Raw genomic sequence first — 24,829 nt, forward strand, 5'->3', positions numbered from 1 at the left:
GAAATTTTTGATCATTGAATTTCTTAACTAACATTAAAAGGTCAGGTTTACGCCCAACTGAATGGTTCTCGGAATCGGAACCCCACCAAAGTCAAATCCTCTGACTCCATTGCTTTGCCCCGGAGTATTGATTTCCGGATCCCAACCTGTGTAGTTATCAATGGAAAGGATATTTCTACCGATCAGGCTAAAGCGTACATTTTGGATACCTCCTTTGTTAGGCTTGTAATTGTAACCGATTGCCAACTCTCTTAATTTGACAAATGAACCATCTTCTACAAACTCTTCAAAAATACCAGCCTGAACTCCTCCAGTTCCTTTTGGAATCTCGCCTAATAGTTCTCGTCCGGCATTTACACCTCCGCCAAATAAGGCATTATCGAGTAGCCTTCTATTCCAATTGAATACATCAAAACCCATCACAGCATCCCATTGCATTCTAAATGAGAAATTTTTATAACTGAATTCATTGATTACAGATCCAAACCAATCTGGGTTAGGGTCACCAATCACTTTCACATTTCTTCCCTCTTCTGTCACACCTCTAAACGGAAAACCATTGGCATCCAATGCAATGTTTCCATTGGCATCACGCGCATAAAACCCTTGGAAAAACACACCAATGGGTTCACCCGCTCTCACCACTGAAGTACCGAAGCTTCCCGGTAAAACTACCTGCTCTCCCACTACCTCCAAGACTTCATTTCTAATTCGGGTATAGGTCGTCGTAATATCCCAATTAAAATCTTTGGTTCTCACGGGATTAATGCGAAGCAATAACTCTATCCCTTTATTCTGCATTCGTCCGACGTTTTCAAACCTGGTGGTAAAACCGGTAGAAGAAGCAACTTCTCTTTGCAATAAAAGATCTGATATCTGCTGATTGAACACAGTAAATTCCAAACCTACACGATCGTTCCAAAAACTTGCATCAAACCCATATTCAAATTCCTCCATGATCTCAGGAGCCAAGTTTTCATTCCCCAGCAAGGTAGAAGAAACCACCCCACTCACACCTCCTAATGCAAAAGGATTATAATTCAAGAAACGGTCAAATGCCCCGATGGCGGTCAAATTACCTGCTTGCCCCCAAGAGGTCCTTAATTTCAAGTTACTGATGTTATTCCCAAAAGTTCTTTTGAAAAATTCTTCTTGAGAAATCACATAAGAACCACTTGCTTTTCCATATAACTGTGTACGTTCCTCAGGTCCAAAAACAGAAGCTCCATCCAAACGTAAGGCTCCAGTCAGAAAAAGTTTTTCTTTGATGCCAAAGGTTTGTTGCACAAATCCACCCCAATAAGACACATCACTTCTGCTGTCAATAGCACCTATAATGGTACCACCGGTGGCTGTCCTAACTGTTGGTGCCAATCTGTCGGAGGTCAATCCAATGCGGGTAAAACCATCTTGTTGCCAAGTACCTCCTACTACTGTGGTAGATCTAATACTGGAAGAAAGATCTGTCTCATAGCTGATGTTCAGGTCATTATTAAACTGATACACATTCGCATCACCCCGGGTAGCCCAACCCAAAGCATTGGAAGAAGTATTGCCCACAGGAATAAAACCAAAAGCCGACTGATTGTAGTAGTCAAATCCAAGAATGTAGGTGATGTTGAGTTTCTCTGTTGGATTGGCATTAATGGTTAGGTTAGTGATCGCACGATTGGTCGTCTGACCATAGTCAAATCGATTGACTGCCTCCAAAGGATTGGAACGAGGCACCAATAAGGATGTCGCAGGATAGACACCTGATGCATCAGGTCTTGGATTTACCCGGTTGTTTGAAAATACAAAACCGGTCAACGCACCATCTACTGCGTTGATACCGCCGTTTGGCATATCTGCACTTTGACTACGGCTATAATTGACACCAAAACTGAATTTCAACCAATCGCTTACAGTCTGATCCACATTCAAACGGGCTCCAAAACGTTGGAAATTGGTATTTTGAATGATACCACCATTGTTCAAATAACCTATGGATCCAAAGTATTTCGTTTTGTCGGAACCTCCACTGACGGAAAGATTATTTTCTGTCCCATAAGCTGTGCGGAAAATCAGGTCCTGATAGTCAAATCGCTCCACTGGAAAAGTCTCAAAGTTATTTCTATTCCCTGGTACTGTCCAATCCAACGGAACTTGGTTGAAAGGAATTTTTCTTCTCAATTCATTGGATCGGAAAGCTGTGGAAAGGCTGAATTGTGGTTTTCCTGATTTACCTCGCTTGGTAAAGATCTGAACGACTCCATTACTTGCCCGTGAACCATAGATGGCCGCCGCTGCTGCCCCTTTCAATACTTCAATCCGCTCAATATCAGCCGGATTAATGTCCACTAATCTATTTTGAGCGGTACCTCCGATGTCTACCAATTGATTACTGTTGTTGTTGACTAAAACACCATCGATGATATACAAGGGATCCGAGCTACCGGTAATGGTACTTGATCCTCTTAGTCGAACCGAAATACCCCCAGCTGGATCTCCAGAGTTTTGCTGTACCAATGCCCCTGCAATTTTACCTGATAATGCTTGATCTACGGCAATTGCTCCTGTTTCTTCCAACTCACGTTGTCCTACGGTGGCAATTGCGTTTCCCAGTTGTCTTCTAGAGGTACCCGCAGAAGTTCCTGTAATGATCACCTCATCCAAATTCATTAAATCAGGATTCAATGCAAAATTGTTGGTAATTTCAGTCTGATTGCCAAGTGTCAGTTCAAGGTTTCGAGAGGCATAGCCAATCGCCCTTACAACCAAACGGATTGATCCAGGACCCTGATTTAAACTCAACATGTAATTCCCATCCAAATCAGAGACGGCCCCAATGCTCGTTCCTGTTATTGCAACAGTGGCACCAAATACCTCTTCACCAGTCCGGCTATCTGTAATTTTACCTTTTAAGGTGTATGCTTGTTGGGCAATCCCCACCTGGGCAATTCCAAAAACGGCAAGAAGCGTAAAAAACAGCAACTTCCGAATGCTTTGCACAATTTTGTAGTTTTGTAACATAGGTTTTTTTTGAGTTAGGTGAATAACTTATGAAGCTTTACTTATAAATTTTCAGGCTGTTTCATTGATGAAAATTCATGTAATGAAAAAACCTTTCTCTACAATTCTAATAAATAATTACTCAACAATAAACAACTTTTATAATTTTTTTTAATAATGCAAGCAAAAAAAGACTAATCTTTTGAAGATTGAAATCCCTCGAAATATTATTTTGAAACAATTGCAAGCACCCTTTAAAAATGATTTTAGAAAATAGAAAAGTAAAAACGCTCAAAATCTTGCAATTTATTGCAAAAAAAAGCATCAAAAAAAAGCATCAAACCAATGAGGTTTGATGCTTTCCCTAGTCTTCTGTGTGTAATCTATCCTATCCGATAGGTCTGTGAGATTGACTATCCCAACCAGCTATGCCAAGGAATTCTAGATAGAATTAATACTAAACCAATCCCATACATCATGTAGATAGATCTGAATTTGGCTTTGCTCTCTGTTAATTTCTTAGCGCGGATATAACCAACAGAAATCAATACAATTGCTATGATATTGATTACTGGATGCTCCAACGCGGTAAGACGTGCAATTTTGTCTCCCATGGCGCCACCTCCAGTCAAAAGGGAGAAACCTACCGGGCTAACAAAGTATAAAATCAATCCTACTAATAGTTGGATGTGGGATAGAATAAAAGCAATCATGGCAAATTTTCGGTCTTTTTCCGTAAACTCCCGATTGCTCAATGCACCTACCAATGCATAAATCATCACTATCAATAAGGCTGCCAAGGCCAAATAAGCCAGGCCAGAATGCGCATGCTTTAATCCTATGTACATATGTTTACCGTTTGAATAAGGGACGAAATTAAGAGGGAAAGGTTGAACAAACAAGGGAAATTACCGAAGAAGTTAACGGTAACTAGTGTAGTGGTGTCCACTGCTAACCCCCACTGTCAACGGTTGGGCGAACAGTGAACAGTGAGCAGTGGAATAGTGAACAGTGCCTGTGCTGAGCGCAGTCGAAGCAAACGGTTAGGAAAGAAAAATTAGAAATGAAGATTGATCAAAGGTTGAACCTTCTTGATTTCCGGGACAAGATTTGTCTCTTGTTCCTAGTTTTTAAACTCCTTACCAACAGTAGACAAGCTCGCTTCTCGTCTCTTAAGTCTTAACTCTTGTTTCTTGATTCTTGATTCTTGTTTCTTGTTTCTTATTTCCATTACTCAAATCCCTACTTGGTACTTCGTACTTGGTTCTTGGTACTTGGTACTTGGTACTTGGTACTTGGTACAAAAAAATTCTATTCCAACTTCAACTTCTGCGCCAAGGCAGAACCAGCCATTAATTGGAGGGCATGATAAATCATCAGCGGAAGCAAGATAAGTCCAAACATAACGGGGTCGGGAAACATAACTCTACCCATGACAGCCCCTTGCACCAAAGATTTTTTGCTTCCGCAAAAAATCACTGTGATGGTGTCTTCCCTCGAAAATTTCAATGCATAGGACAATCCCCACATAGCCAAAGCCATTAAGACAAACAATAGCAACATCAATCCACCAAGTCCCATGATAGTAGCGGCACTGTGATCATCAAACATTTTCTCTGCGAAGGATTCAGCAAAAGCCGAGAAAATAATCAATAAAATAATTCCCTGATCAAAGTTTTTCAAGGCTTTTGAAAACTTATTAACAAAACCAATCAGGTACTGATGCATCAAAAGGCCAATAATCACAGGGAGCAAAACCTGTAAGCTCAATTTGATGAAAGTATCTGTTAAGTCAAAAGCCACTGCTGTCTCTGGAAGCATCACATCCATCCAAAGAGGCGTAATGAAAATTCCTACCATACTTGAAATGCTGGCATTGAAAATAGCCGCAGGGAGATTCCCTCCTGCTATAGACACCATCACAACTGATGAAGAAACAGTTGAAGGTAATGCGGCTAAATAAAATGTTCCCAACCAAAAATAATTACTTTCATCTCCGAAAATCTGGTACAAAAACAGAATAAATAAAGGGAAGATCAGGAAGGTGGTTGCTTGAATCAGGATGTGCAAACGCCAGTTTTTAAGTCCTTCCTTAAGCTTTTGAGGGCTGAGCTTGACCCCATAAAAAAAGAAAATCACCGAGATTCCAACGGCAGTAATTTCCTTCAAAGGTAATGGCCCATCGCTCGTCCCCCATTGTGGAAAAAATTTAGCCACTACAATCATTCCTACCAGCAAAAAGAAAAAATTATTGATGCCTACTTTGGTAAGTGTATTTCTGATTTTGGACATTCCTTTCCTTCAATTAGCGTAGATTGGGAACTTGTTGTCTTCGGATATTATCACAACATACGGCAGTTGCAATAGCAACATTCAACGATTCGGCTTTACCAAATGCTGGGATTTTAACCTTATGCGTTACAAACTTTTCTACCGCTTTCGAAATCCCCTGAGATTCGTTACCCATCAATAGAATGCCCCCTTGAGGAAAACTAGCTTCATAAATTGAGCTACCATCCAAGAAAGCGCCATAAACAGGTAGTTTTATTGACGCTAAATAGTTTGTTAATTCACAATAATGAATCTGTACCCGCGTAAATGAACCCATACTTGCATTCAGCACTTTGGGATTATAGAAGTCTGCGGACTCATCAGATAAGAGGATTTTTTTAATGCCATACCAATCAGCAATTCGGATAATCGTACCCAGATTCCCTGGGTCACGCACATCGTCCAAAGCAATTGCCCACTCATTGGAGTCTATTCCGATGGATTGATTGTCTTTAATTTTGGCAACGGCTAGGGCTGCATCGTTGCTTTGAAAAGTTCCTGCTGCAACCAATTCCTGCTCCTTTACAGAAATCACCTGCGCCTTGGATTGTTTCAGCAACCTTCCATATTCGTTTTCAAATTTGTCCGTGACCAGGATATGGCTGATTTCGTAATCAGAAAGCAATAATTCTGTAACATTTTTGCTACCTTCCACAAAAAAAGACTGCTCCTGCTTGCGGAATTTTTTTTGGTGTAAGGATTTAATAAACTTAAGCGTATTTTTGCTTAGCATTCGGTAATTGCCTCGTTGTGATCAAAGCCAAATATATAAACTTTCTCTTGCTTGTACTTTTATTTTCTTCATGTTCGCTTACACGTGGACTCAAGGAAGGAGAATATTTATTAACCAATACCACCATTAAAGGCATTAATGAAGCAGATAAAGGAGCGCTCAATAATCTCATAAGACAACAACCCAATACTACTGTCCCTTTGATCGGAACTTCTGTAGGTGTTTCTATTTATAATTTTGGCTTATCAATCTTTGACAGTGCTAAACATGAAAATCGGCGGGATAATTTTCAGCAAGAACGCAGGGCTCTTTTGGCCAAACGAGATACCGTTGTTTGGGATAGAAAAGAACAGCGCCGGTTTATCAAAATCAATAACAATCTAAGCTCTCTAGAAAAAAAGCTTAGCTATGGTAATTTCTTTATGCGAACGGGCAATCCCAGAGTAGTTTACGATTCTATTATCACGGCTGAATCCAGCAAACAAATGCTCTATTACCTTCAGAATAATGGTTTTTTTGATGCCCAAACGGATTTTATTGTTCGCAAACAAGGAAAAAAAGCAGTTGTAGACTATTTGATTTCGGAAAATGCCGTTTATAAAATTGATTCGTTTTACACCAGGTCTGAAAATGAAGACATTTACAAGTTATTAACTGCACGTAACCAAAATTCATTTGTCAAATCGGGAAATGCTTATGCACAAAGTAATCTTACTAAAGAACGTCAGCGAGTAGAAGACTTGTTGAAGGATAATGGGTTTTACACCTTTACCCGCTCATACATAGAGTACAATGTGTACAAAGATACTGTGTCGCACATTGTGAATATTGAACAAATCATCCGTAAGCCCATCTATGCTGATAGTCATCAGGTTTTTGTGCTAGACTCTATTTACTTTACCTTAGATGCGCCAGAAGATGTAGTATTCCGAAATAATCAGCGTACCCGTCATCGTGATGTAAATTTTGAATTGTATGATGACAAGTACTCCGAAAAAATAATTTCTTCCCGGATATTTTTGAACAAAGGCGATTTATACAATAAAACCAACGTCATAGAAACACAACGACAGTTGGCCAATTTGGACTTATTTCGTTTTGTAAATATTGCCTTCGATACCTTGGGAGATGTTTTAAGGCCAAGAATTTTCACTCAACCCAACCAAAAATATCAAATCACCAATCAATTAGGAGCAAGCATCACCGAACAGGTGCCGGGACCATTTTTTTCCCACTCTCTAAGAAATAGAAACCTTTTCCGAGGTGCTGAAATATTTGAGTTTTTCTTCCGCGCTGGTTTGGAAGGAGTAGTTTCTGCTACGGGAGAAGGTGGTGTATTCCGAAGCCGGGAATTGAATACCTCTGCATCCATTATTTTCCCTCAATTTCTATTTCCATTTTCAAGTAATTCATTGGAGAAATATGGTAGATATAACCCTAGAACACGCACTTTGATTGGTTATAATTACGTGGACCGACCTGAATATATTCGGGAAAGTGTAAATGGTGTATTGAGTTATAATTGGAATACAAGAAATCTCCGTCAACAGTATACACTCAATGTATTGGATGCCAACTTTATTCGCTCAAATCTGAGCAATGATTTTAGGGAGATATTGGAAGATTTACAAAATCAGGGTAACAACTTGATCAATTCCTTCCTTCCCTCCTATGTGAGTAGTATTTCAGGACAAGTGATAATTAATTTCAATCAGTATGGAGCGTTTCAGCGGAATAAAGCCTCTTTATTGCGCCTTTTTGCTGAAAGCGGGGGGTCAACTTTGAATTTCGTCAACAATAGCTTTGTTGAAGAACGAAACTTGGCCTATTTTCAATTTTTAAAGTTTCAGGCAGATTTTAGAAGATATATTCCATTAACACGGGAGCAAACATTCGCTTATCGTCTGAATTTAGGTATGGCGAGACCTTATGGTGTCAGCAATGGGATTTTGCCTTATGAGAAATATTTCTTCGCTGGAGGTAGTACAGGTATTCGTGCTTGGCAGCCTAGGCGACTGGGGCCAGGTAGCTTTACCCCTCCTACACTCGAAAACGGACTATTTGATTATCGATTTGAGCAACCCGGAGATATTTTGTTTGAAGGCATGTTTGAATTGCGCTCAAAAATATATGGATACTTTGATGGAGCTTTTTTTGTGGATATAGGTAACTCTTGGACCTTTTTGGAAGACCCAACCCGACCGGGTGCAAATTTTGAATTTAATAGATTTTATCGTGAATTAGCAGTTGGCACAGGTCTCGGATTACGAATGGATTTTGACTTTTTAGTGCTCCGTTTGGATTTGGGAATCAAGGCGGTAGATCCTGCTAGGGAAGTTGGGCAACGATTTGTCCTTAATGAGTTTTTTACTTCCCGATTAGGAAGAAGCAATGCTGTATTCAATATAGGAATCGGGTATCCATTTTAAATTCTTTGGTAAGAAACAGCATATTCTCTCCCTGACGTGGAAATATTTGATCAAATTGTATAATTTAGACCTTTCAACCAAAAACTTTTTCTAAACAATGACAACAGTAGATCCAAAGATCATCGCAAAAGCCGAATCTTGGCTGAATAGCAACATTGACGAAAAAAGTAAAGCACAAATAAAGTCTTTGCTTGCATCTGATGACTCCACCGAATTGATTGACTCCTTTTATACAGAGCTCGAGTTTGGTACGGGTGGTTTAAGAGGAATCATGGGTGTGGGTTCGAACCGTATGAATGTGTACACCGTTGCCATGGCTACACAGGGTCTTGCGAATTATTTACTTAAAAGCTTTCCAGGAGAGGATATTTCTGTAGCGATTACCCATGACTGTCGCATCAATAATACGCTTTTTGCGGAAACTACCGCCAATGTATTCACTGCCAATGGTATTCGTGTGAAGTATTTCCGAGAAATGCGTCCTACTCCTATGCTTTCCTTTGCTATCCGGTATTTTGGCTGTAAAAGTGGTGTGATGGTCACTGCATCCCATAATCCAAAAGAATACAACGGTTATAAGGCTTATTGGAACGATGGTGGGCAAGTAGTAGCGCCTCATGATAAAAATATCATCGCTGAAGTACAGAAAATCACTTCCGTAGACGATGTTAATTGGAATAAGAATGATGCTTTATTAGAGTATATTGAATCTGACTTTGATGCTATTTATTTGAGTTTAGTTCAAGACTTAAGTCTGTCTTCGGATGCTATCCAGGCAAATAAATCTATGCCCATAGTCTTCTCTCCTATCCACGGTGCTTCGAGTAAAATGGTGCCTGCTGCTTTGAAGGCTTTTGGTTTTGAAAATGTGCATGTGGTCAAAGAACAAGCAGAACCAGATGGAACATTCCCTACCGTGATTTATCCAAACCCGGAAGAAGCTGAGGCTTTGACCATGGCATTGGCACTTGGTAAAGAAGTTGGGGCTGAATTGGTATTGGCCTGTGACCCAGATGGTGATCGCTATGCCGCTTGCGTACCAGATGGAAAAGGTGGCTATGAATTATTGAATGGTAACCAAACAGGTTCCTTGTTAACCTATTACCTTTTGAGCAAATGGAAAGAGCAAGGAAAATTAGATGGAAATCAGTTTTTAGTCAATACGATTGTCACTACCGAACTCATTGATGAAATCTGTAAAGGCTTTGGAGTGACTTGTTACTCGGTTTTGACAGGCTTCAAAAATATCGCAGAAGTCATCCGTAATTTGGAAGGAAAAGCTACTTACATCGGTGGTGGTGAAGAAAGCTATGGATACTTGATAGGTGATTTTGTGCGTGATAAAGATGGAGTTTCTGCTTGCGCAATGGTTGCTGAAATTGTCGCTTATTACAAATCCAAAGGCATGACTGTAAGAGATGTGTTGGCAGAGATTTATACAAAATTTGGTTTCTATAAGGAATCATTGATTTCTGTAACCAAAAAAGGAAAAGACGGAGCAGAACAAATCCAAGCTCTGATGGCAGGTTTCAGAACCAATACACCAACGGAGATGGCGGGAATCCCTGTGGTAAAAGTAGTAGATGTTAAGGAAAGTAAAATATTTGATACTGTGAATGGAACTGAAACGGAATTGAAAATGGATAAATCAAATGTGATTCAGTTTTATTTGGAAGATGGAAGCAAAATTTCTGCACGACCATCCGGTACCGAACCAAAAATCAAGTATTATTTCTCTGTGAATGCTCCTTTGGAAAATAGAGCAGCTTATGAAGCAGTAGAAGCATCCTTAGAAGGAAGAATCAACAAGTTGAAAACCTTTTTTAGCTAATAACTTACGCAATCTTGTAGAGAAATGGCACCTTACCCAAGGTGCCATTTTTTTATGCACCTCCAATTTATTCAGTTATTCTGTATGTTACTTGCGAAAAAATAGAATATTTTTGCAAAAGGTCACTTCAAAAAAATAAAGACCTAGACTATGAAGAGTACGCTTATGAAAAATTATTTACCCCTCCTATTTCTTGGAATCATCCTTTTATTCAACACTGCTTGCGACCGTGAAGACGATCGTCCAGATTACTTCTACAGTTTTAATGTAGATGGAGTTGAAAAAAATTTCCGTGCTAACCGTGATGCTAATATTGTTTTTATTGATGATAGTCAAAACAATATTCGACTCACTACATGGACCATGGTTACAGGGAATAATACTGAAAGAAATGCGATTGTCATTGCTTTGCGAACAGTCAGCAGACTAGAACTAGGATTTACCTATGAAATGCAGATACCTATTGTAGTAAATAATGTAACCTCACCATCCATAGGGTTCTTTTACCTAGATGAAAATGGAAAAGCTTGGGGCGCCTTGAATTTGGCTTCATTAAACCCAGGAACCCCTGAAAATGCCTCTATACGATTGGTGGACTTTTCTTCTGAAGGAACAACAGGAGTATTTGACGGCGTATTAGTGGATATGGAAGATGATAGACCATTAAATCAACGAAGAACCATCCAAATAACCAATGGCCGATTTTTCTTACCTAACTTCGTTGAGAATATATAATAGTAGACTAACTTCTGCCAATGTGAACTAATGCATCACCTGCATTCACGACTGGGTTATTGTTTAAGCCTACAATGTACCCATTGAATGTTGCCTTAATTGGCACTCGAACTTTCCCGAAAGGGTCGGATATTTTAGCCAACATCTGACCCTTTTTTACTTCATTTCCCAATTCAACTGAGGAAGTAAAAATCCCTGATACTTTGGCTCTTGTCCAAGAACTATCTGATAGTACAATAGTGTTTTTTCTTTCGATGTCATTTTTTTCTATCATTCCCAAGTGGGCCAATAGGCGCTTACTTCCGTTTACCGCCTCTTCTACTGCATAAGCGTCTAATCGCATCGATTCTCCTCCTTCATACACTAAGATAGATTTTCTTCGTTTATATGCTTCTTTACGAAAAGACTTATCGATATGAGCAGAATTGAGGATAAAGTGCGTTCCAAAAGCTTTAGCCAATTCAAAGCCCATTTTATCTTTATAATCAACCCTGATTTGAGGATAATTGGACAACATTCTCCCACCCGTATGAAAATCTATCCCATAATCAATCAAGGGTATAATTTCATTAGTCAAAATGTAGGCAATTTGAGAAGCCAAACTCCCCTTTTTACTTCCTGGGAAACTTCTATTCAAATCCCTTCCATCTGGGAAAGTTCGGGAACTACTCAGAAATCCGTACACATTCACCAAAGGAATGAAAATTACAGTTCCTTTAATGAGTTCCAAATCAGGTTCCTCCAAAAACTTTTTTACTGCAACGATTCCATTGATTTCATCCCCGTGGACTCCACCGGAAATAAGTACTGTAGGACCATCCTCTTTTGCTCTGTGAATAAAAATCGGTAAATCAATTAAGGTATGGGTCGGAAGTCGTGCAATGGCAATATCTATTTGAATGCTTTGGCCGGGTCTAATTTTTACCCCATTGATTACCATTTCTTTCATACAGCTTTTGGTTAGATTTCGGATTTTGGTCAAATTCTTGCTTAATTCGCATGAGTAAATTTCCCAACATGAATATACAAGAAAACATTTCTCTAAAACCCTACAATACCTTCGGGATCGATAAAAAAGCCCGATTTTTTTATGTGATAAATACATTGGAAGATTTGAGAGATGGACTTCACTATGCAAAAACACATGAGTTAAAAGTTTTAGTGCTAGGTGGTGGTAGTAATATTTTATTGACTGAAGATTGGAATGGATTGGTCATATATAATCAGCTAAAGGGTGTAGAGTTGGTACATGAAGATGAAGACCATGTTTGGGTAGAAGCTGGTGCAGGGGAAAATTGGCATGCCTTTGTCTTGTATTGCTTGGAAAATAATTGGGGGGGATTGGAGAATTTATCCTTAATCCCGGGAACTGTGGGCGCCTCTCCTATGCAGAATATCGGTGCTTATGGTGTGGAAATCAAAGACAGCTTTGTATCGTTACAAGCCCTCAATCGTGAATCATTAGCAGTAGAAGTCTTTGATTCGGAAGCTTGTCAGTTTGGATATAGAGAAAGCATTTTTAAAAATTCACATAGAGACAAATACATCATTTTATCTGTTCAATTTAAGTTAACAAAACGCAATCATCCACTCCATACTGATTACGGCGCTATTCAAGCAACACTTGAGTCTAATGGCATTAAGTATCCTACTATACAAGATATTAGCAATGCAGTAATTGAAATTCGATCATCGAAACTTCCCGATCCGAAAGTGATTGGTAATGCAGGGAGCTTCTTTAAAAACCCCACCATCGATACCTACCAATTTCAACAATTAAAAGATTCGTATCCTGAAATCCCTTCTTTTCCAACCAAACATGGGGTAAAAATTCCAGCAGCTTGGCTGATTCAGCAATGCGGTTGGAAAGGGAAAGTATTCGGTGCAATTGGTGTTCACAAGGATCAGCCCTTGGTATTGGTTAATTTTGGTGGCGGAGAGGGCAAAGCGATAGTACAGCTCAGCAAAGATATCCAGGCATCAGTGCAGGAGAAATTTGGTATTGCCTTACACCCAGAAGTAAATTTTATCTAAATAAGCGGATCTTCAAAGGCAATCGTTTTTGAATATTTGACCACTTCTACGCCAAATTTGCTTAAGAAATCAATTCCCTCATCCGTAGGCAACCCTTTGTATTCAGCATAAGAATACAAGTAAACCACCTTGACAATACCCATACTGTAAATAATTCGGGCACAAGCCAAGCAAGGTGCGAGCGTCACGTACAAGGTTGAGCCATCTACAGAGGCATTATTTTTGACTGCATATAAAATAGCATTCTGCTCAGCATGAATAGCTAAAGTACAACTCCCCTTACTATCTCGCGCACAACCTGTGTCAGGAAACTCCACATCACAGTTATGGGTACCTGCCGGAGGACCATTATATCCAATGGAAATTATCCGTGTTTCCTTTGTCAAAACTGCCCCTACATGTTTTTTGATGCAGTGTGAGCGCTTGGCCAAGTTCACTGCTAATTCCATAAAAATATCGTCAAAATGTGGTCTATCCATGCGTAAATCTCTTGCATTAAATTCTTAAAAGGTAATCAAAATCACCTTTGTTGCCTTCAAAAATACGTAAGTTTGCAACAAAACAACTAGAATTATGTCAAAAGAAAACTTTACCGAAGAAGAATTGATTGTGAGGGATTACTTAGCCCGTCAGCGAACCTACCTTGCCAATGACCGGACCTTATTATCCTATATCCGCACTGCTCTGTACTTTTTGGTTTCTGGAACTGCCCTTTTTGAAGTACAAGCACTAGATCATGTAAGAGAATTAGGTTATATTTCCTTCGGCTTGAGTATTGGGATGTTTATCCTAGGTTTTTTCACTTATTACCGCGTCAAACAAAAACTGAAAAAACATTACTATCAAAAAATGTAAGCATGGTGAATTCTCAATAAAATAGCCCAAATTTGCAGCAGTTTTCATCCTAACTAACACCCACTTGAATTACCTACAGGAAGAAGGTTATGTGCTGATTGGTTTTGGTTTGGTTATTATTGCCTTACTAGGACTGGACCTTTACGTGTTTAATAAAGAAGACCACAAAGTTTCTACCAAGGAGGCTTTTAATTGGTCTGTGGTATGGATCAGTTTAGGGCTATTATTTGGAGTCTATGTTTACCTGGATTTTGGAGGAGAAAAAGCCACCCAATATTACTCCGCTTTTTTGATTGAAAAAGCTTTATCTGTAGATAATCTTTTTGTCTTTATTCTGATATTCCGATATTTCAAAGTTCCGGATAAATACCCTCATAAAGTGCTTTTTTATGGGATTTTGGGAGCTATTGTCATGCGGGCTATTTTCATTTTTGCAGGTGTAAAAATTATTAGTCTAACTTATTTGCCTACATTTTCTCTTGGTTCGTTGGAAGTAAATCTCAATGTCGTGATGATGCTCTTTGGGATTTTCTTGTTGATCGCAGGAATCAAGTCTTTTAAAGTCGATGAAGAAGATGAACAAAAGGATTTTTCTAATTCTTTGGGTACTCGTTTGATTCATCGCTTATTTCGAGTAGATCCTAAGTATCATGATGGAAATTTCTTTGTAAGAATCAATGGTAAACGCATGGCTACTCAATTATTGGTGGTAGTTGCAGTGGTTGAGTTTACGGATTTACTATTTGCAGTTGACTCCATACCTGCAATTTTTGCTATTTCTGATGACCCTGTAATTCTATATACTTCGAATATTTTTGCCATTTTAGGCTTAAGGGCTTTGTATTTTCTGCTGGCCAATAGTTTTGAAATGTTCCATTACCTGAAGTATGGATTAGCTTTTATTTTAAGTTTTATTGGATTAAAAATGATTCTCTCTGCTATTTATCATGTGCCCTCACCGATTTCTTTGACCATTGTAGGGACTGTGCTCTTTTTAAGCATTGTTTTATCCTTGAGAAAGTTCAAAGCGGAAAATGCATAGATAGTAAATGAGCGGATTTAAGTCGAATGATTTTCATTTATTCTAGTAAATTAGTAGATTAATATTTCATTCACCAACCAAAAACCTATTTGAGACTTGCTGCTGTAGATATTGGGTCCAATGCCATCCGACTTCAAATCACCAACGTGACCCACTTTGAAGGACAAATCAACTTTAAAAAGCTTGAGTATCTCCGTTTCCCCTTACGATTAGGAATTGACGTATTTCATACTAAAAGAATCAGTGATATCAACCGAAGAAAATTCGTCAAATTGATGAAAGCCTTCAAGTTGTTGATTGACCTGTACGAGGTAGATGATTATATGGTTTGTGCTACATCTGCTATGCGGGAATCAGAAAACGGTAGAGACATTGCTCACGAGGTAAAGGAAGATATTGGGCTCAAAATTCAGATCATTGATGGAAATCAAGAAGCAGAAATGATCAATTTGGCTTTAAAAAGTTACCTGGATGAACAGGCTTATTTACACATAGATGTTGGAGGTGGAAGTACAGAATTAAATATTTACAAAAACAAGCAAAAAGTAGCTGCCAAATCCTTTAAAATAGGTTCTGTTCGGGCCATGGAAGATATCGTTCATCCTTCAACCTGGAAACACATGAAAGATTTTATTCATGAGCATATACAAGCTAAGGACAAGGTGGTTTCTATTGGAACAGGAGGAAACATCGCAAAAATCTTTGAACTTTCTAATCCTCGCAAAAACAAAGAGTTTTTAACCGTCAAAAAAATAGAAGAGATTCAACAGTATTTGGCATCTTTTTCTTTCGAGGAACGGGTCAACAAACTAAACTTAAATCATGATCGGGCAGACGTCATCATTCCCGCTTCCACTATTTATTTGAGTGCCATGAAAGCTGCTGCTTCCTCAAAAATGCTGGTTCCGGATGTAGGGCTAAAAGATGGTTTGATGCAAGTGCTTTACGAAAAGAATCAAAAGAAATTGAATACTCAAAAACCTGTAATCAAATAAAAAAAACTGATAAGCTGTTGAGTTCTTTGAAGAGAATTAAACAGCCTATCAGGAGCCTATCATAAGTTTTTTTAAGAGTTTTAAGCTACAGTAGTATCAACTAGTTTGACATTTTTTACATCCTCAAGTTTGATTTGGAAAAACTCATGATGGATATTAAAAATGGCTTCTCCCTCTTTAGGTTGTTTGGCTATATACGTACCATCTTCTTGCATAATATAGGTGTTGACGTTGTCCCGAAGATTGTATGCTAAAATATTCATCAGCTGCTTTTCCAACAATGGATCTTCTATTCTAAAGAGTGACTCCAATCGCTTATCAAAGCTCCTTACCATCATATCAGCACTTCCAGCATAGGTTCTGGTAGTTCCATTGTTGTGGAAATGGTAAATTCTTGAATGTTCCAAGAAATCTCCAACGATCGATAGCACTTCTATATTTTCACTCAAACCTTTTCTTCCGGGCCTCAAACAGCAAATTCCTCGGATGATTAATTTTACAGGAACACCTGATTGGGAAGCACGATACAGGGCGTAGATAATCTCTGAATCCTCCAAGGAATTGACCTTGATAAAGATCCCCGAAGGAAGACCATTACGAGCGTTTTCTGCTTCTGTCTCAATAAATTCAATCAGTTGATTGCGCATATCTCGAGGAGCAGTAATCAGGTTTTGATAGGTAGTAGGCATGGAATGCCCGGTAATTACATTGAAGAATTCGGACACATCATTCGCCAAGGTTTCATTGGTTGTCAATAATCCAATATCTGTGTACAATCGGGCTGTATCTTCATTATAATTTCCTGAACCCAGATGCACATATCTCTTGACATAATTTTCATCTTTCTTGACAATCAATAAGAGTTTGGTATGTGTTTTCAGATTAGATATTCCATAAATCACAAAACAACCTGCTTTTTGAAGTTTTTTCGCTTCCCTGATATTATTTTCTTCATCAAATCTTGCTTTGACTTCAAAAAGCACGGAAACATGTTTACCGCTTTCAGCAGCTCTCAGCAATGCCTTGGTAATTCTGGAATCTTTAGCCAGGCGGTAAATGGTCATTTTAATGGCCATGACATTAGGATCATCAGCGGCCATTTCAATCAACTCCAATATAGGATCGATATTATTGTAGGGATGGTGCAAGAGTATGTCCCTGCTTTTTAATACATGGAAAATATCGTCTGTACCATCTTCAGGATAAGAAATAGGAGGAACAGGAGCTGGCATTTGTGGTAATTTGTCTTTAAAACGTCTGTTACCGATCATTTGCCATAAGCCAGTGAAATCCATCATACTAGCTCTTTCCACCTTGAAAATACTGTCATCCAAAATATTCCAACGTTCCTTCAAGAGATTAATCATCCACTTGGAATACCCTTCTTCAATTTCTATTCGAACTACCCTCCCAGTCTTTCGTTCATTCAGTTTTCTTTTAACTTCTTCCAAGAAGTTTGCATCCATATCTTCAGACTCCTCCAAGGTAAAATCTCCATTGCGGGTAATTCTGAAAAGGTTAATGGATTCTATGTTCACATTGCGGAAAAGGGATACAATGTTTTCGCGAATGACCTCTTCAATCGGAATATAGATCATCATGTCCTCCCGCTCTACTTCAAAGAATCTTGGAATATTTGCCGGAATCTGTACAAATGAAAGTTTACGGTTTTCTTTTTTATCTCCAGGCGCTAATGTTACGACTCCAAACACCAAGAGCTTATTCATCAGGATTGGGAAGGTTCTGTAGCCATCAAACACCATAGGTGTCAACATAGGGTACACAGCCTTCATGAAGTAATGGCGAATATGCTCCTGCTCAGATGGCTGCAAATTCCGCACATTGCTTAACATGAAACCAAACTCTGGGAGACTTGGTAGTAAGTTCTTTTGAAAATGCTCTTGTTGTGCTTTGTGGAATTTTTGACATTCCAACATCAACTTCATTTTGAATGGTTCTTCCCGCAGACCTGAATAATCCACCCGCTCCTTATCATAGTCTAAATAGTTATAGAGTGAGCCTACACGAATCATGAAAAACTCATCCAAGTTAGAAGCCGTGATAGCCAAAAACTTGAGCTTCTCAAAAATGGATCGAGAATCTTTTTTAGACTGATCCAAAACGCGCTCATTGAACTTCAACCAACTCAAATCTCTGCTGACTAAATCGGAGTTTTGAATAATGGTAGTAAATTTATCTCTAGGGGTTATTGTTTTGGTTTCCATGACATTTTAAATCTAATCCTTATCACGAGGAAAATTTCTATAAGTTTAAGCAATTAAAAAGTAATAAAAAAAGGGGCAGCAGCCCCTTTTTCGTAAATCTTATGTATCGATTTTGGCGTACTTTGCGTTCCGCTCGATGAAGTCTCTACGTGGGGCTACCTCATCACCCATCAACATGCTGAAAAGGTGATCAGCTTCAGCAGCTGAATCTATCGTCACCTGTTTCAAGGTACGGGTGTTTGGATCCATAGTTGTACTCCAAAGCTGTTCGGGATTCATTTCGCCCAAACCTTTATAGCGCTGAATCCCTACTGATTCCTCTTTCCCTTCTCCAGCCATTTCAGTCATTAACTGCTTTCGCTCTTCTTCTGTCCAGCAGTAACGTTCATCTTTCCCTTTTTTCAACAAATACAAAGGAGGTTGCGCAATGTACACATAACCTTTCTCTATAAGTGTTTTCATATATCGGAAGAATAATGTCAAAATAAGGGTACGGATATGCGAACCATCGATATCTGCATCCGTCATGATGATAATTTTATGATAGCGCAGATTGGATAAATCTAATTCTTTTTCATCATTCACTGTACCAAACTTCACTCCAAGAGCAGTGAGTATATTTTTGATCTCGTCGTTATCGTAAATCTTATGTTCATGCGCTTTTTCTACATTCAGGATCTTACCTTTCAATGGAAGAATTGCTTGAAAATCACGGTCCCTACCCTGTTTTGCAGAACCACCTGCCGAGTCCCCCTCTACTAGGTACAATTCACAAACAGTAGGATCAGAATTCGCACAGTCAGCCAATTTTCCAGGAAGACCTCCCCCGCCTAGTACATTTTTACGCTGAACCATTTCACGCGCTTTCCTTGCCGCATGTCTTGCTTGGGCAGCGAGTACTACTTTTCCAACAATAATTTTGGATTCTTTTGGATGTTCTTCCAACCAAATCTGCAAAGTTTCAGATACTGCTGCATTTACTGCAGTCTGCACATCTGAGTTTCCAAGCTTAGTTTTCGTCTGTCCTTCAAACTGTGGTTCTGCTACCTTCACAGATATGACAGCCGTCAAACCTTCTCTAAAATCATCCCCAGCAATGTCGATTTTTAACTTATCCAACATACCGGATTTATCAGCATAGGACTTCAAAGTCCTGGTGAGGGCCATCCTGAAACCAGAAACGTGTGTTCCTCCTTCGTGCGTATTGATGTTATTCACGTAAGAAACCACATTTTCTGAATAGGAATTGTTGTAACTCAAAGCCACTTGAACAGGGACTCCATTCTTTTCGGTATCAATGTAGATAGGAAGTTCAATAATTTTTTCGCGAGTAGAATCTAAGTATTGAACAAATTCCTGCAAACCGCCTTCTGAGAAAAAGTCATCCGAACGGAAAGAACCATCGTCTTCCTTTTCGCGCAAATCCTTTAGATGAATATGTATACCAGCATTCAAGAACGCAAGTTCTCTCAATCGGGTAGCAATAGTCTCATATTTATATTCACCGGTAGTGAAAATACTTAAATCAGGTTTAAACTGAATAATGGTCCCACGCTTATCTGTAGTACCAATTTCTCTTACAGGATATTGAGGAACGCCAATGGAATACTCTTGTTCAAAGACTTTTCCATTACGATGAACAGTAGCCTTTAAATGTGTTGATAACGCATTTACGCAAGAAACCCCAACACCATGCAGTCCGCCTGATACTTTATAAGTGTCTTTGTCAAATTTACCCCCAGCATGTAGCACAGTCATTACTACTTCCAAAGCAGACTTTTTCTCTTTGGGGTGCATATCTGTAGGAATACCTCTACCGTTATCTTCCACGGTGATGGAATTATCCTCATTTACTGTTACATAGATGGTATCGCAATGACCTGCAAGTGCCTCATCTATAGAGTTATCAACAACTTCCCAAATTAAATGATGTAATCCTTTGATTCCAACATCGCCAATGTACATGGCCGGTCTTTTTCTTACTGCTTCTAAACCTTCTAAAACTTGGATATTACTGGCTCCGTAGTCTTTCAGGTTGCCTTCGTTTTGTTCGCTCATATGATTTTAAAATGCTCTTTAAACGTGTAAAAAGAGGTTTTTCAATTGCTTCAATTAACCCGTAATAATACACAAAAAAAACCATATGGCACAGGGTTATTTTAATTGATTCCTAAGGATCCGGAGCATTTGTAAATGTAGTTTTGAGAAGTTTAACTCCAAAAGAATATTATTTGGTATTTGTCCCAATTTTTAATTGGTTAAGAATTTTTAACAGATACCTTTTTTTTGCACTATACACCTGTTTTTTAACTGTTTGTATACGTTTGTTTAATTATCCATCTTTTTACTTAAACAAAAAATATTCTGAAAGCTTTTAATGCCATAGAATCACCAAATTAAATCTTAACAATTAACCAATTAAACAAAATTAACACATTATGAACAGCATTTTGACCGCAGATTTGGTTGGTCTGGAAAAGATCATCAATTCAGACCCAGTAGCCATTACCTTCTTCATAGGGTACATGGCTATGTTTGCTTCCGCAGTTTTCTTCTTTGCTGAAAGAAACTCGGTAGATGGAAAGTGGAAGCTTTCCTTGCTTGTTTCCGGTTTGATTACCGGTATCGCAGCAGTTCACTACTACTACATGCGTGACTTTTACCTGGAGACAGGCACAAGTCCTACAGCATTTAGATATGTGGACTGGACTTTAACAGTACCATTGATGTGTGTGGAGTTCTACTTATTGACTAAGCCATTTGGTGCGAAAGGTATTACACTTACCAAACTAATCATTGCATCTATCGGTATGTTAGTGACAGGTTACATTGGTGAAACCTCGGGCATTGATAGCAATATCTTCTGGGGAGTTGTTTCAACAATTTTCTATCTGTACATCGTATATGAAGTATTTGCTGGTGATGTAGCTAAACTTACAAAAGAATCTAACAGCCCTGCATTAGGTAGAGCTATGTTCTTGTTGAAAATTTTCATCACGCTAGGATGGTCAATCTATCCAATCGGTTACATGGTACTTCCAGGAAACCTATTATCTGGAGTATTTGATGTAAGCAGCATCGACTTATTCTACAACTTAGCAGATGCTATCAACAAAATCGGATTTGGATTGGTGATCTATTCCGTAGCAGTAGCAGAAACTGCTAAAAACAAAAAAGCTGTAGCTTAATTCCTTAAAGGCTGACAATTGCCGGGTGGATGGATGAAGTGTCGGAAGGCAATCTCTTAGATACATCTCTCTCCATTGGTTTTTGTCAGCCTTTTCACATTAACAACACCCAACTATGACTAAGTACGATTATATCATTTGCGGTTTTGGCTGTGCAGGTATGAGTTTACTCTACCAGCTCTTACAAAGTCCTTTGAAAAATGCCCGTATTGCACTCATAGATGAATCCACGAAAGTCACAAATGATCGAACTTGGTGCTATTGGGCAAAAGAACCTGTAGCAACCCATCCCAAAATTTCTGAATTAGTTTCTTGGGACGCAGTTCAAGTTCAAGTAGGAGATCATAAAATTGTCAAAACATTAGACGGACTACGGTACTTTCACATCCGTTCTTCTGACTTCTATCAAGAAATTATAGCATTAGCTGATCAGCATGAAAATGTAACTTTTATTCAAGCCAAAGTTAAATCTATAAAAAACCAAGATGACCATTCCACCGCAGTATATTTAGACAATGGACAAGTCGTTTTTGGGACTAAAACATTTAATAGCATTCCTCTAAACCAACAATTGGAAGCTAATACATTAAAACAAGTATTTTTAGGTTGGAAAATCAAAACGGCTCAGCGGAGCTTTGATCCTTCAGTTCCTACGCTAATGCATTTTCCAGATGGTCAGTTTACTGCCAATGAATTCTTTTACATTCTTCCTTTTAATGAAACTACTGCATTGGTAGAATATACTCTTTACACCACGCAAGACACTTCAATTGAGGACCTGAAATCTAAGCTAACTTCTTATTTATCAAGTACTTTAACCTGTTCGTATGAAGTACTTTTTCAGGAACAGGGAGCAATACCCATGACAACCAAAATACATGGAAAAACTTCCAACCAAAACATTATAGATATAGGATCTATTGCGGGCTGTATTAAACCTTCCACAGGATACACCTTTTACGATATTCAAAAACATAGCGAAGTATTGGTTCAGCAACTCGTAAAAGAAGAACGCTTTTTTAAGGGTTGGATAAGAAAATCCCGTTTCGAATTCTACGACAATATTTTATTGAATATTGCCAAGAAATGGCCGGAAAATCTTCCCTCCATCTTCGCACAAATGTTTCAGAAAAATCAAGGCCAACAAGTACTTCGATTTTTGCATGAAGAAACAAGTATTTGGGAAGACTTGCAGATCTTGGGCAGATTTAAGTTTGGCATTTTTATCAAATCCCTTCTTCGTTATGAAAAAAATTGAAGTTACCTCCAAGCTTTTTGCGATAGCTCTGGGATTGCTTTATCTCTTTTTTTTTCAAGAAAAAGAATGGATCACTTATGTATTTTTTACCATTGTCATGGCAACAGTAGGTATTTCCCATGGAGCAATTGATCATTTATTGGTCAACCCAAATATTCGAGGCAAGGAGTTACTATTATTTATTGGGAAGTATCTAGGGATTATGGGCGCTTATTTACTTGTATGGCTATTATTTCCACTCATAGGCCTACTATCATTTATAGTAATGTCTGCCTATCATTTTGGACAATCACATTACTTAAATCAGCTCCAAGATAAAAAATTTAAAATCAGCTACTTTTTGACAGGCTTATTCTTCTTGTTGTTGATCCTTTGGGCAGATTTCGAACAAACGAGTGCAATTGTTGCCACGGTACTTACAATTGATGGTTATCAGGATTATTTGTTATTTAGCGTGATACTTTCTGGGCTTTTGAGTATTATCAGTGGACTATTTAATTTTGGTAGACATTTTTTAAAATCATTACCAGAAATCCTAGTCTTGGCACTTTTGCTTTCTCAATTACCTTTATTGATGGGGTTTGCTATTTACTTTGGTTTTTGGCATTCACTTCCAAGTATGTTGGTGGAATACAACGTGCTCAAAAAACATTGGCCCTCAAACCGTATTAAAAAATTCCTTTTTCAATTACTACCTTTCACCCTTTTGGCATTTGTGGGTATGGGAATCATGATCTTCATCCTTGCCAATAGAGTCAGTTCAGACAGTCTTATATTTATATTTTTTGTAATGATTTCTCTAGTTTCCGCACCGCATATTTGGTATATGGATAGATTTTTGATGGGAAACCCTCAAAACTGACCCGTACTCAACAATACTAAATTACAAGCGGGCCAAACATCTATTCCTGCTTCTTTGGCAAGATCCATCAATTCCGGGTTTTCTGTTCCTGGATTGAAGACGATTCGCTGTGGCTTCAGTGAAAGAATATAATCGTACCATTCTCTTTGATTAGCTGGCCCAACATAAAGCGTCACTGTATGTACCTCAGGAATGGAAGGCTTTTCACGAAGATTGAGTATTTCTTCCCCAAAGACTATCCCCGTTTTAATACCCACAGAAACAAATGGAATTTTACGTTCATGAAGCATTTCTGCAACAACATATGCGTAGCGTGACGGATTAGGTGTGGCTCCGATGATAACAGTTTTTTTCATAACATTAACCTCTACTACCAAAGTGTCGATCACGCTCAAAAGTTTCCATGTGGCGCTGTTTCTTGCTTTCGTAGATGTCATCGATGGTGATCAAAATACCCGTTTCTTCCACCGCACCAAACTCATCATTCAAGGCTGTACCAAATGTTTTCATAGATGGGGAAAGGTTCATGTAGGTATTGATGAGAGGAGGAATATTTTCTCCCAAAGCTCTCACACGTGTATTGAGCAATTTATAGCCCTCTTTATAATCCAATCCATCAAAAATCCCTTCAAATGATGCAGTATCTGTCTCATAACCAAGGAGAAGGTTGGCATGCGGCTGCACAAGTTTATTGGCATCAGGGAAGTAGTGATTCATAAAATAAAGCAATAAATCCCTAGCTTCTCTGTTAAAATGTGGATACATGGTAACTTTACCGAACAGATATTTTACTTCGGGATGAAGCATGACAACTGCGCCTAGACCATCCCACAAATTATCCAAGGAAAAAAGACCTTTACGATTATCCAAGCTTGGTTGAAATTTGGGCTGTACAAAAGATCGACCAAGTTCGATGGTATGGGGTATGTATTCTTGAATAAACTTTTCAGAAAAAGAAAATAGATGTGCTGTCGACAAATCTAAGTTTCCATCATTAGTAAAACCTGCATTTTTGCAATAAATCAGGCGATAGCCTGCCACAATTTCCTCTTCCTCGGGATTCCAAGTGATCAACTGCTGATAACAGGTTTCGTTGGTATCATTTTCATCCAAATCAACAGGTAAGCCCGTCCCCCCACCTGCTGCACGAAACGTCAATTCCCGTAACCTCCCGATTTCTTGGACGGTGTGTGGGGAATTGTGATGATCCACCAAATAAATATGGTTATTGCCATTATTGGTATATCTCAGAAACCTCGCTTCTGTCAACTCTTCTTTAATCAAATTCCTAGCTACTGAGGGAATGATTGCTTGCATATA

Annotated in this window: 20 protein-coding genes; 10 read left to right on the forward strand and 10 right to left on the reverse strand. The window is 38.7% G+C overall.

Going from position 1 to position 24,829, the window contains the following annotated elements; genetic code table 11:
- Positions 1 to 33: 33 nt before the first annotated feature.
- From ACXIUD_RS05395 to ACXIUD_RS05410, 4 genes are all read right to left on the reverse strand, one after another.
- Entirely contained in the window at positions 34 to 3,012 is a 2,979-nt protein-coding gene (locus ACXIUD_RS05395) for a SusC/RagA family TonB-linked outer membrane protein (protein WP_458051599.1), read from the reverse strand.
- A 392-nt stretch (positions 3,013 to 3,404) separates the two neighbouring features.
- Positions 3,405 to 3,839, reverse strand: coding sequence for a hypothetical protein (locus tag ACXIUD_RS05400; protein WP_458051600.1), 435 nt, complete (start codon positions 3,837 to 3,839; stop codon positions 3,405 to 3,407).
- 463 nt (positions 3,840 to 4,302) lie between these two features.
- The gene (locus ACXIUD_RS05405) at positions 4,303 to 5,283 is read right to left on the reverse strand and encodes a bile acid:sodium symporter family protein (RefSeq protein ID WP_458051601.1); all 981 of its coding nucleotides are present in this window, start codon (positions 5,281 to 5,283) and stop codon (positions 4,303 to 4,305) included.
- Between the two features lie 13 nt (positions 5,284 to 5,296).
- Complete coding sequence (locus tag ACXIUD_RS05410) at positions 5,297 to 6,055, reverse strand: TrmH family RNA methyltransferase (protein ID WP_458051602.1); 759 nt, start codon at positions 6,053 to 6,055, stop codon at positions 5,297 to 5,299.
- A 47-nt stretch (positions 6,056 to 6,102) separates the two neighbouring features.
- Between ACXIUD_RS05410 and tamL the strand changes: the two genes are divergently transcribed.
- The 3 genes from tamL to ACXIUD_RS05425 all read left to right on the forward strand — a co-directional run bounded on the left by tamL (position 6,103) and on the right by ACXIUD_RS05425 (position 11,050).
- A complete protein-coding gene (gene tamL / locus ACXIUD_RS05415; protein ID WP_458051603.1) occupies positions 6,103 to 8,484 on the forward strand; it encodes a translocation and assembly module lipoprotein TamL in 2,382 nt (793 codons plus the stop codon).
- 97 nt (positions 8,485 to 8,581) lie between these two features.
- The gene (locus ACXIUD_RS05420) at positions 8,582 to 10,315 is read left to right on the forward strand and encodes a phospho-sugar mutase (protein WP_458051604.1); all 1,734 of its coding nucleotides are present in this window, start codon (positions 8,582 to 8,584) and stop codon (positions 10,313 to 10,315) included.
- Between the two features lie 150 nt (positions 10,316 to 10,465).
- Complete coding sequence (locus tag ACXIUD_RS05425) at positions 10,466 to 11,050, forward strand: hypothetical protein (protein WP_458051605.1); 585 nt, start codon at positions 10,466 to 10,468, stop codon at positions 11,048 to 11,050.
- Positions 11,051 to 11,057: 7 nt separating this feature from the next.
- Here the strand turns inward: ACXIUD_RS05425 and ACXIUD_RS05430 are convergent, their stop codons facing one another.
- Positions 11,058 to 11,999, reverse strand: coding sequence for a succinylglutamate desuccinylase/aspartoacylase family protein (locus ACXIUD_RS05430; protein ID WP_458051606.1), 942 nt, complete (start codon positions 11,997 to 11,999; stop codon positions 11,058 to 11,060).
- Between the two features lie 68 nt (positions 12,000 to 12,067).
- Here ACXIUD_RS05430 and murB point away from each other — a divergent pair, with 68 nt between their 5' ends.
- Positions 12,068 to 13,084: a UDP-N-acetylmuramate dehydrogenase gene (gene murB, locus ACXIUD_RS05435; protein WP_458051607.1), complete on the forward strand. Its 1,017-nt coding sequence runs from the start codon at positions 12,068 to 12,070 to the stop codon at positions 13,082 to 13,084.
- On the opposite strand, the gene ACXIUD_RS05440 is transcribed toward murB, so the two are convergent.
- On the reverse strand, positions 13,081 to 13,563 hold the full coding sequence (locus ACXIUD_RS05440; RefSeq protein ID WP_458051608.1) for a deoxycytidylate deaminase: 483 nt from the start codon (positions 13,561 to 13,563) through the stop codon (positions 13,081 to 13,083). The two genes, murB and ACXIUD_RS05440, sit on opposite strands and share 4 nt — an antisense overlap.
- A gap of 94 nt (positions 13,564 to 13,657) precedes the next feature.
- Between ACXIUD_RS05440 and ACXIUD_RS05445 the strand changes: the two genes are divergently transcribed.
- The 3 genes from ACXIUD_RS05445 (at position 13,658) to ACXIUD_RS05455 (ending at position 15,976) form a co-directional block, all read left to right on the forward strand.
- Entirely contained in the window at positions 13,658 to 13,939 is a 282-nt protein-coding gene (locus ACXIUD_RS05445; RefSeq protein WP_458051609.1) for a YidH family protein, read from the forward strand.
- A 64-nt stretch (positions 13,940 to 14,003) separates the two neighbouring features.
- A complete protein-coding gene (locus tag ACXIUD_RS05450) occupies positions 14,004 to 14,981 on the forward strand; it encodes a TerC family protein (protein WP_458051610.1) in 978 nt (325 codons plus the stop codon).
- Positions 14,982 to 15,070: 89 nt separating this feature from the next.
- Positions 15,071 to 15,976: a Ppx/GppA phosphatase family protein gene (locus ACXIUD_RS05455; RefSeq protein ID WP_458051611.1), complete on the forward strand. Its 906-nt coding sequence runs from the start codon at positions 15,071 to 15,073 to the stop codon at positions 15,974 to 15,976.
- 80 nt (positions 15,977 to 16,056) lie between these two features.
- On the opposite strand, the gene ppk1 is transcribed toward ACXIUD_RS05455, so the two are convergent.
- Positions 16,057 to 18,201, reverse strand: a complete 2,145-nt coding sequence (gene ppk1, locus ACXIUD_RS05460; RefSeq protein ID WP_458051612.1) for a polyphosphate kinase 1 — start codon at positions 18,199 to 18,201, stop codon at positions 16,057 to 16,059.
- A 99-nt stretch (positions 18,202 to 18,300) separates the two neighbouring features.
- Positions 18,301 to 20,259 (reverse strand): DNA topoisomerase (ATP-hydrolyzing) subunit B, encoded by a 1,959-nt coding sequence (gene gyrB / locus ACXIUD_RS05465; RefSeq protein ID WP_458051613.1) that lies wholly within the window; start codon positions 20,257 to 20,259, stop codon positions 18,301 to 18,303.
- A gap of 380 nt (positions 20,260 to 20,639) precedes the next feature.
- On the opposite strand from gyrB, the gene ACXIUD_RS05470 reads away from it, so the two are divergent.
- The 3 genes from ACXIUD_RS05470 to ACXIUD_RS05480 all read left to right on the forward strand — a co-directional run bounded on the left by ACXIUD_RS05470 (position 20,640) and on the right by ACXIUD_RS05480 (position 23,509).
- Positions 20,640 to 21,389, forward strand: coding sequence for a bacteriorhodopsin (locus tag ACXIUD_RS05470; protein WP_458051614.1), 750 nt, complete (start codon positions 20,640 to 20,642; stop codon positions 21,387 to 21,389).
- A 115-nt stretch (positions 21,390 to 21,504) separates the two neighbouring features.
- Positions 21,505 to 22,647, forward strand: coding sequence for a lycopene cyclase family protein (locus ACXIUD_RS05475; protein WP_458051615.1), 1,143 nt, complete (start codon positions 21,505 to 21,507; stop codon positions 22,645 to 22,647).
- Positions 22,634 to 23,509: a Brp/Blh family beta-carotene 15,15'-dioxygenase gene (locus tag ACXIUD_RS05480; protein ID WP_458051616.1), complete on the forward strand. Its 876-nt coding sequence runs from the start codon at positions 22,634 to 22,636 to the stop codon at positions 23,507 to 23,509. The genes ACXIUD_RS05475 and ACXIUD_RS05480 overlap by 14 nt, the downstream gene beginning before the upstream one ends.
- Here ACXIUD_RS05480 and ACXIUD_RS05485 read toward each other — a convergent pair.
- Both ACXIUD_RS05485 and ACXIUD_RS05490 read right to left on the reverse strand, forming a co-directional pair.
- Positions 23,500 to 23,865: a CoA-binding protein gene (locus ACXIUD_RS05485; protein ID WP_458051617.1), complete on the reverse strand. Its 366-nt coding sequence runs from the start codon at positions 23,863 to 23,865 to the stop codon at positions 23,500 to 23,502. The genes ACXIUD_RS05480 and ACXIUD_RS05485 overlap by 10 nt on opposite strands.
- Before the next feature lie 4 nt (positions 23,866 to 23,869).
- Positions 23,870 to 24,826 carry a GNAT family N-acetyltransferase gene (locus tag ACXIUD_RS05490; protein ID WP_458051618.1) on the reverse strand — a complete coding sequence of 319 codons (957 nt, stop codon included), beginning with the start codon at positions 24,824 to 24,826 and terminating at the stop codon, positions 23,870 to 23,872.
- Between the last annotated feature and the right edge of the window lie 3 nt (positions 24,827 to 24,829).

This window comes from Mongoliitalea sp., assembly GCF_054166905.1.

Excerpts from the sequence above, each read along its gene's own strand:
- ppk1 (WP_458051612.1), bottom strand. The coding sequence starts at position 18,201 with ATGGAAACCAAAACAATAACCCCTAGAGATAAATTTACTACCATTATT.
- ACXIUD_RS05400 (WP_458051600.1), bottom strand. The coding sequence starts at position 3,839 with ATGTACATAGGATTAAAGCATGCGCATTCTGGCCTGGCTTATTTGGCC.
- ACXIUD_RS05440 (WP_458051608.1), bottom strand. The coding sequence starts at position 13,563 with ATGGATAGACCACATTTTGACGATATTTTTATGGAATTAGCAGTGAAC.
- murB (WP_458051607.1), top strand. The coding sequence starts at position 12,068 with ATGAATATACAAGAAAACATTTCTCTAAAACCCTACAATACCTTCGGG.
- ACXIUD_RS05475 (WP_458051615.1), top strand. The coding sequence starts at position 21,505 with ATGACTAAGTACGATTATATCATTTGCGGTTTTGGCTGTGCAGGTATG.
- ACXIUD_RS05490 (WP_458051618.1), bottom strand. The coding sequence starts at position 24,826 with ATGCAAGCAATCATTCCCTCAGTAGCTAGGAATTTGATTAAAGAAGAG.
- gyrB (WP_458051613.1), bottom strand. The coding sequence starts at position 20,259 with ATGAGCGAACAAAACGAAGGCAACCTGAAAGACTACGGAGCCAGTAAT.
- ACXIUD_RS05425 (WP_458051605.1), top strand. The coding sequence starts at position 10,466 with ATGAAGAGTACGCTTATGAAAAATTATTTACCCCTCCTATTTCTTGGA.
- ACXIUD_RS05485 (WP_458051617.1), bottom strand. The coding sequence starts at position 23,865 with ATGAAAAAAACTGTTATCATCGGAGCCACACCTAATCCGTCACGCTAC.
- ACXIUD_RS05405 (WP_458051601.1), bottom strand. The coding sequence starts at position 5,283 with ATGTCCAAAATCAGAAATACACTTACCAAAGTAGGCATCAATAATTTT.
- ACXIUD_RS05430 (WP_458051606.1), bottom strand. The coding sequence starts at position 11,999 with ATGAAAGAAATGGTAATCAATGGGGTAAAAATTAGACCCGGCCAAAGC.
- ACXIUD_RS05445 (WP_458051609.1), top strand. The coding sequence starts at position 13,658 with ATGTCAAAAGAAAACTTTACCGAAGAAGAATTGATTGTGAGGGATTAC.
- ACXIUD_RS05480 (WP_458051616.1), top strand. The coding sequence starts at position 22,634 with ATGAAAAAAATTGAAGTTACCTCCAAGCTTTTTGCGATAGCTCTGGGA.
- ACXIUD_RS05410 (WP_458051602.1), bottom strand. The coding sequence starts at position 6,055 with ATGCTAAGCAAAAATACGCTTAAGTTTATTAAATCCTTACACCAAAAA.
- ACXIUD_RS05420 (WP_458051604.1), top strand. The coding sequence starts at position 8,582 with ATGACAACAGTAGATCCAAAGATCATCGCAAAAGCCGAATCTTGGCTG.
- ACXIUD_RS05470 (WP_458051614.1), top strand. The coding sequence starts at position 20,640 with ATGAACAGCATTTTGACCGCAGATTTGGTTGGTCTGGAAAAGATCATC.
- ACXIUD_RS05395 (WP_458051599.1), bottom strand. The coding sequence starts at position 3,012 with ATGTTACAAAACTACAAAATTGTGCAAAGCATTCGGAAGTTGCTGTTT.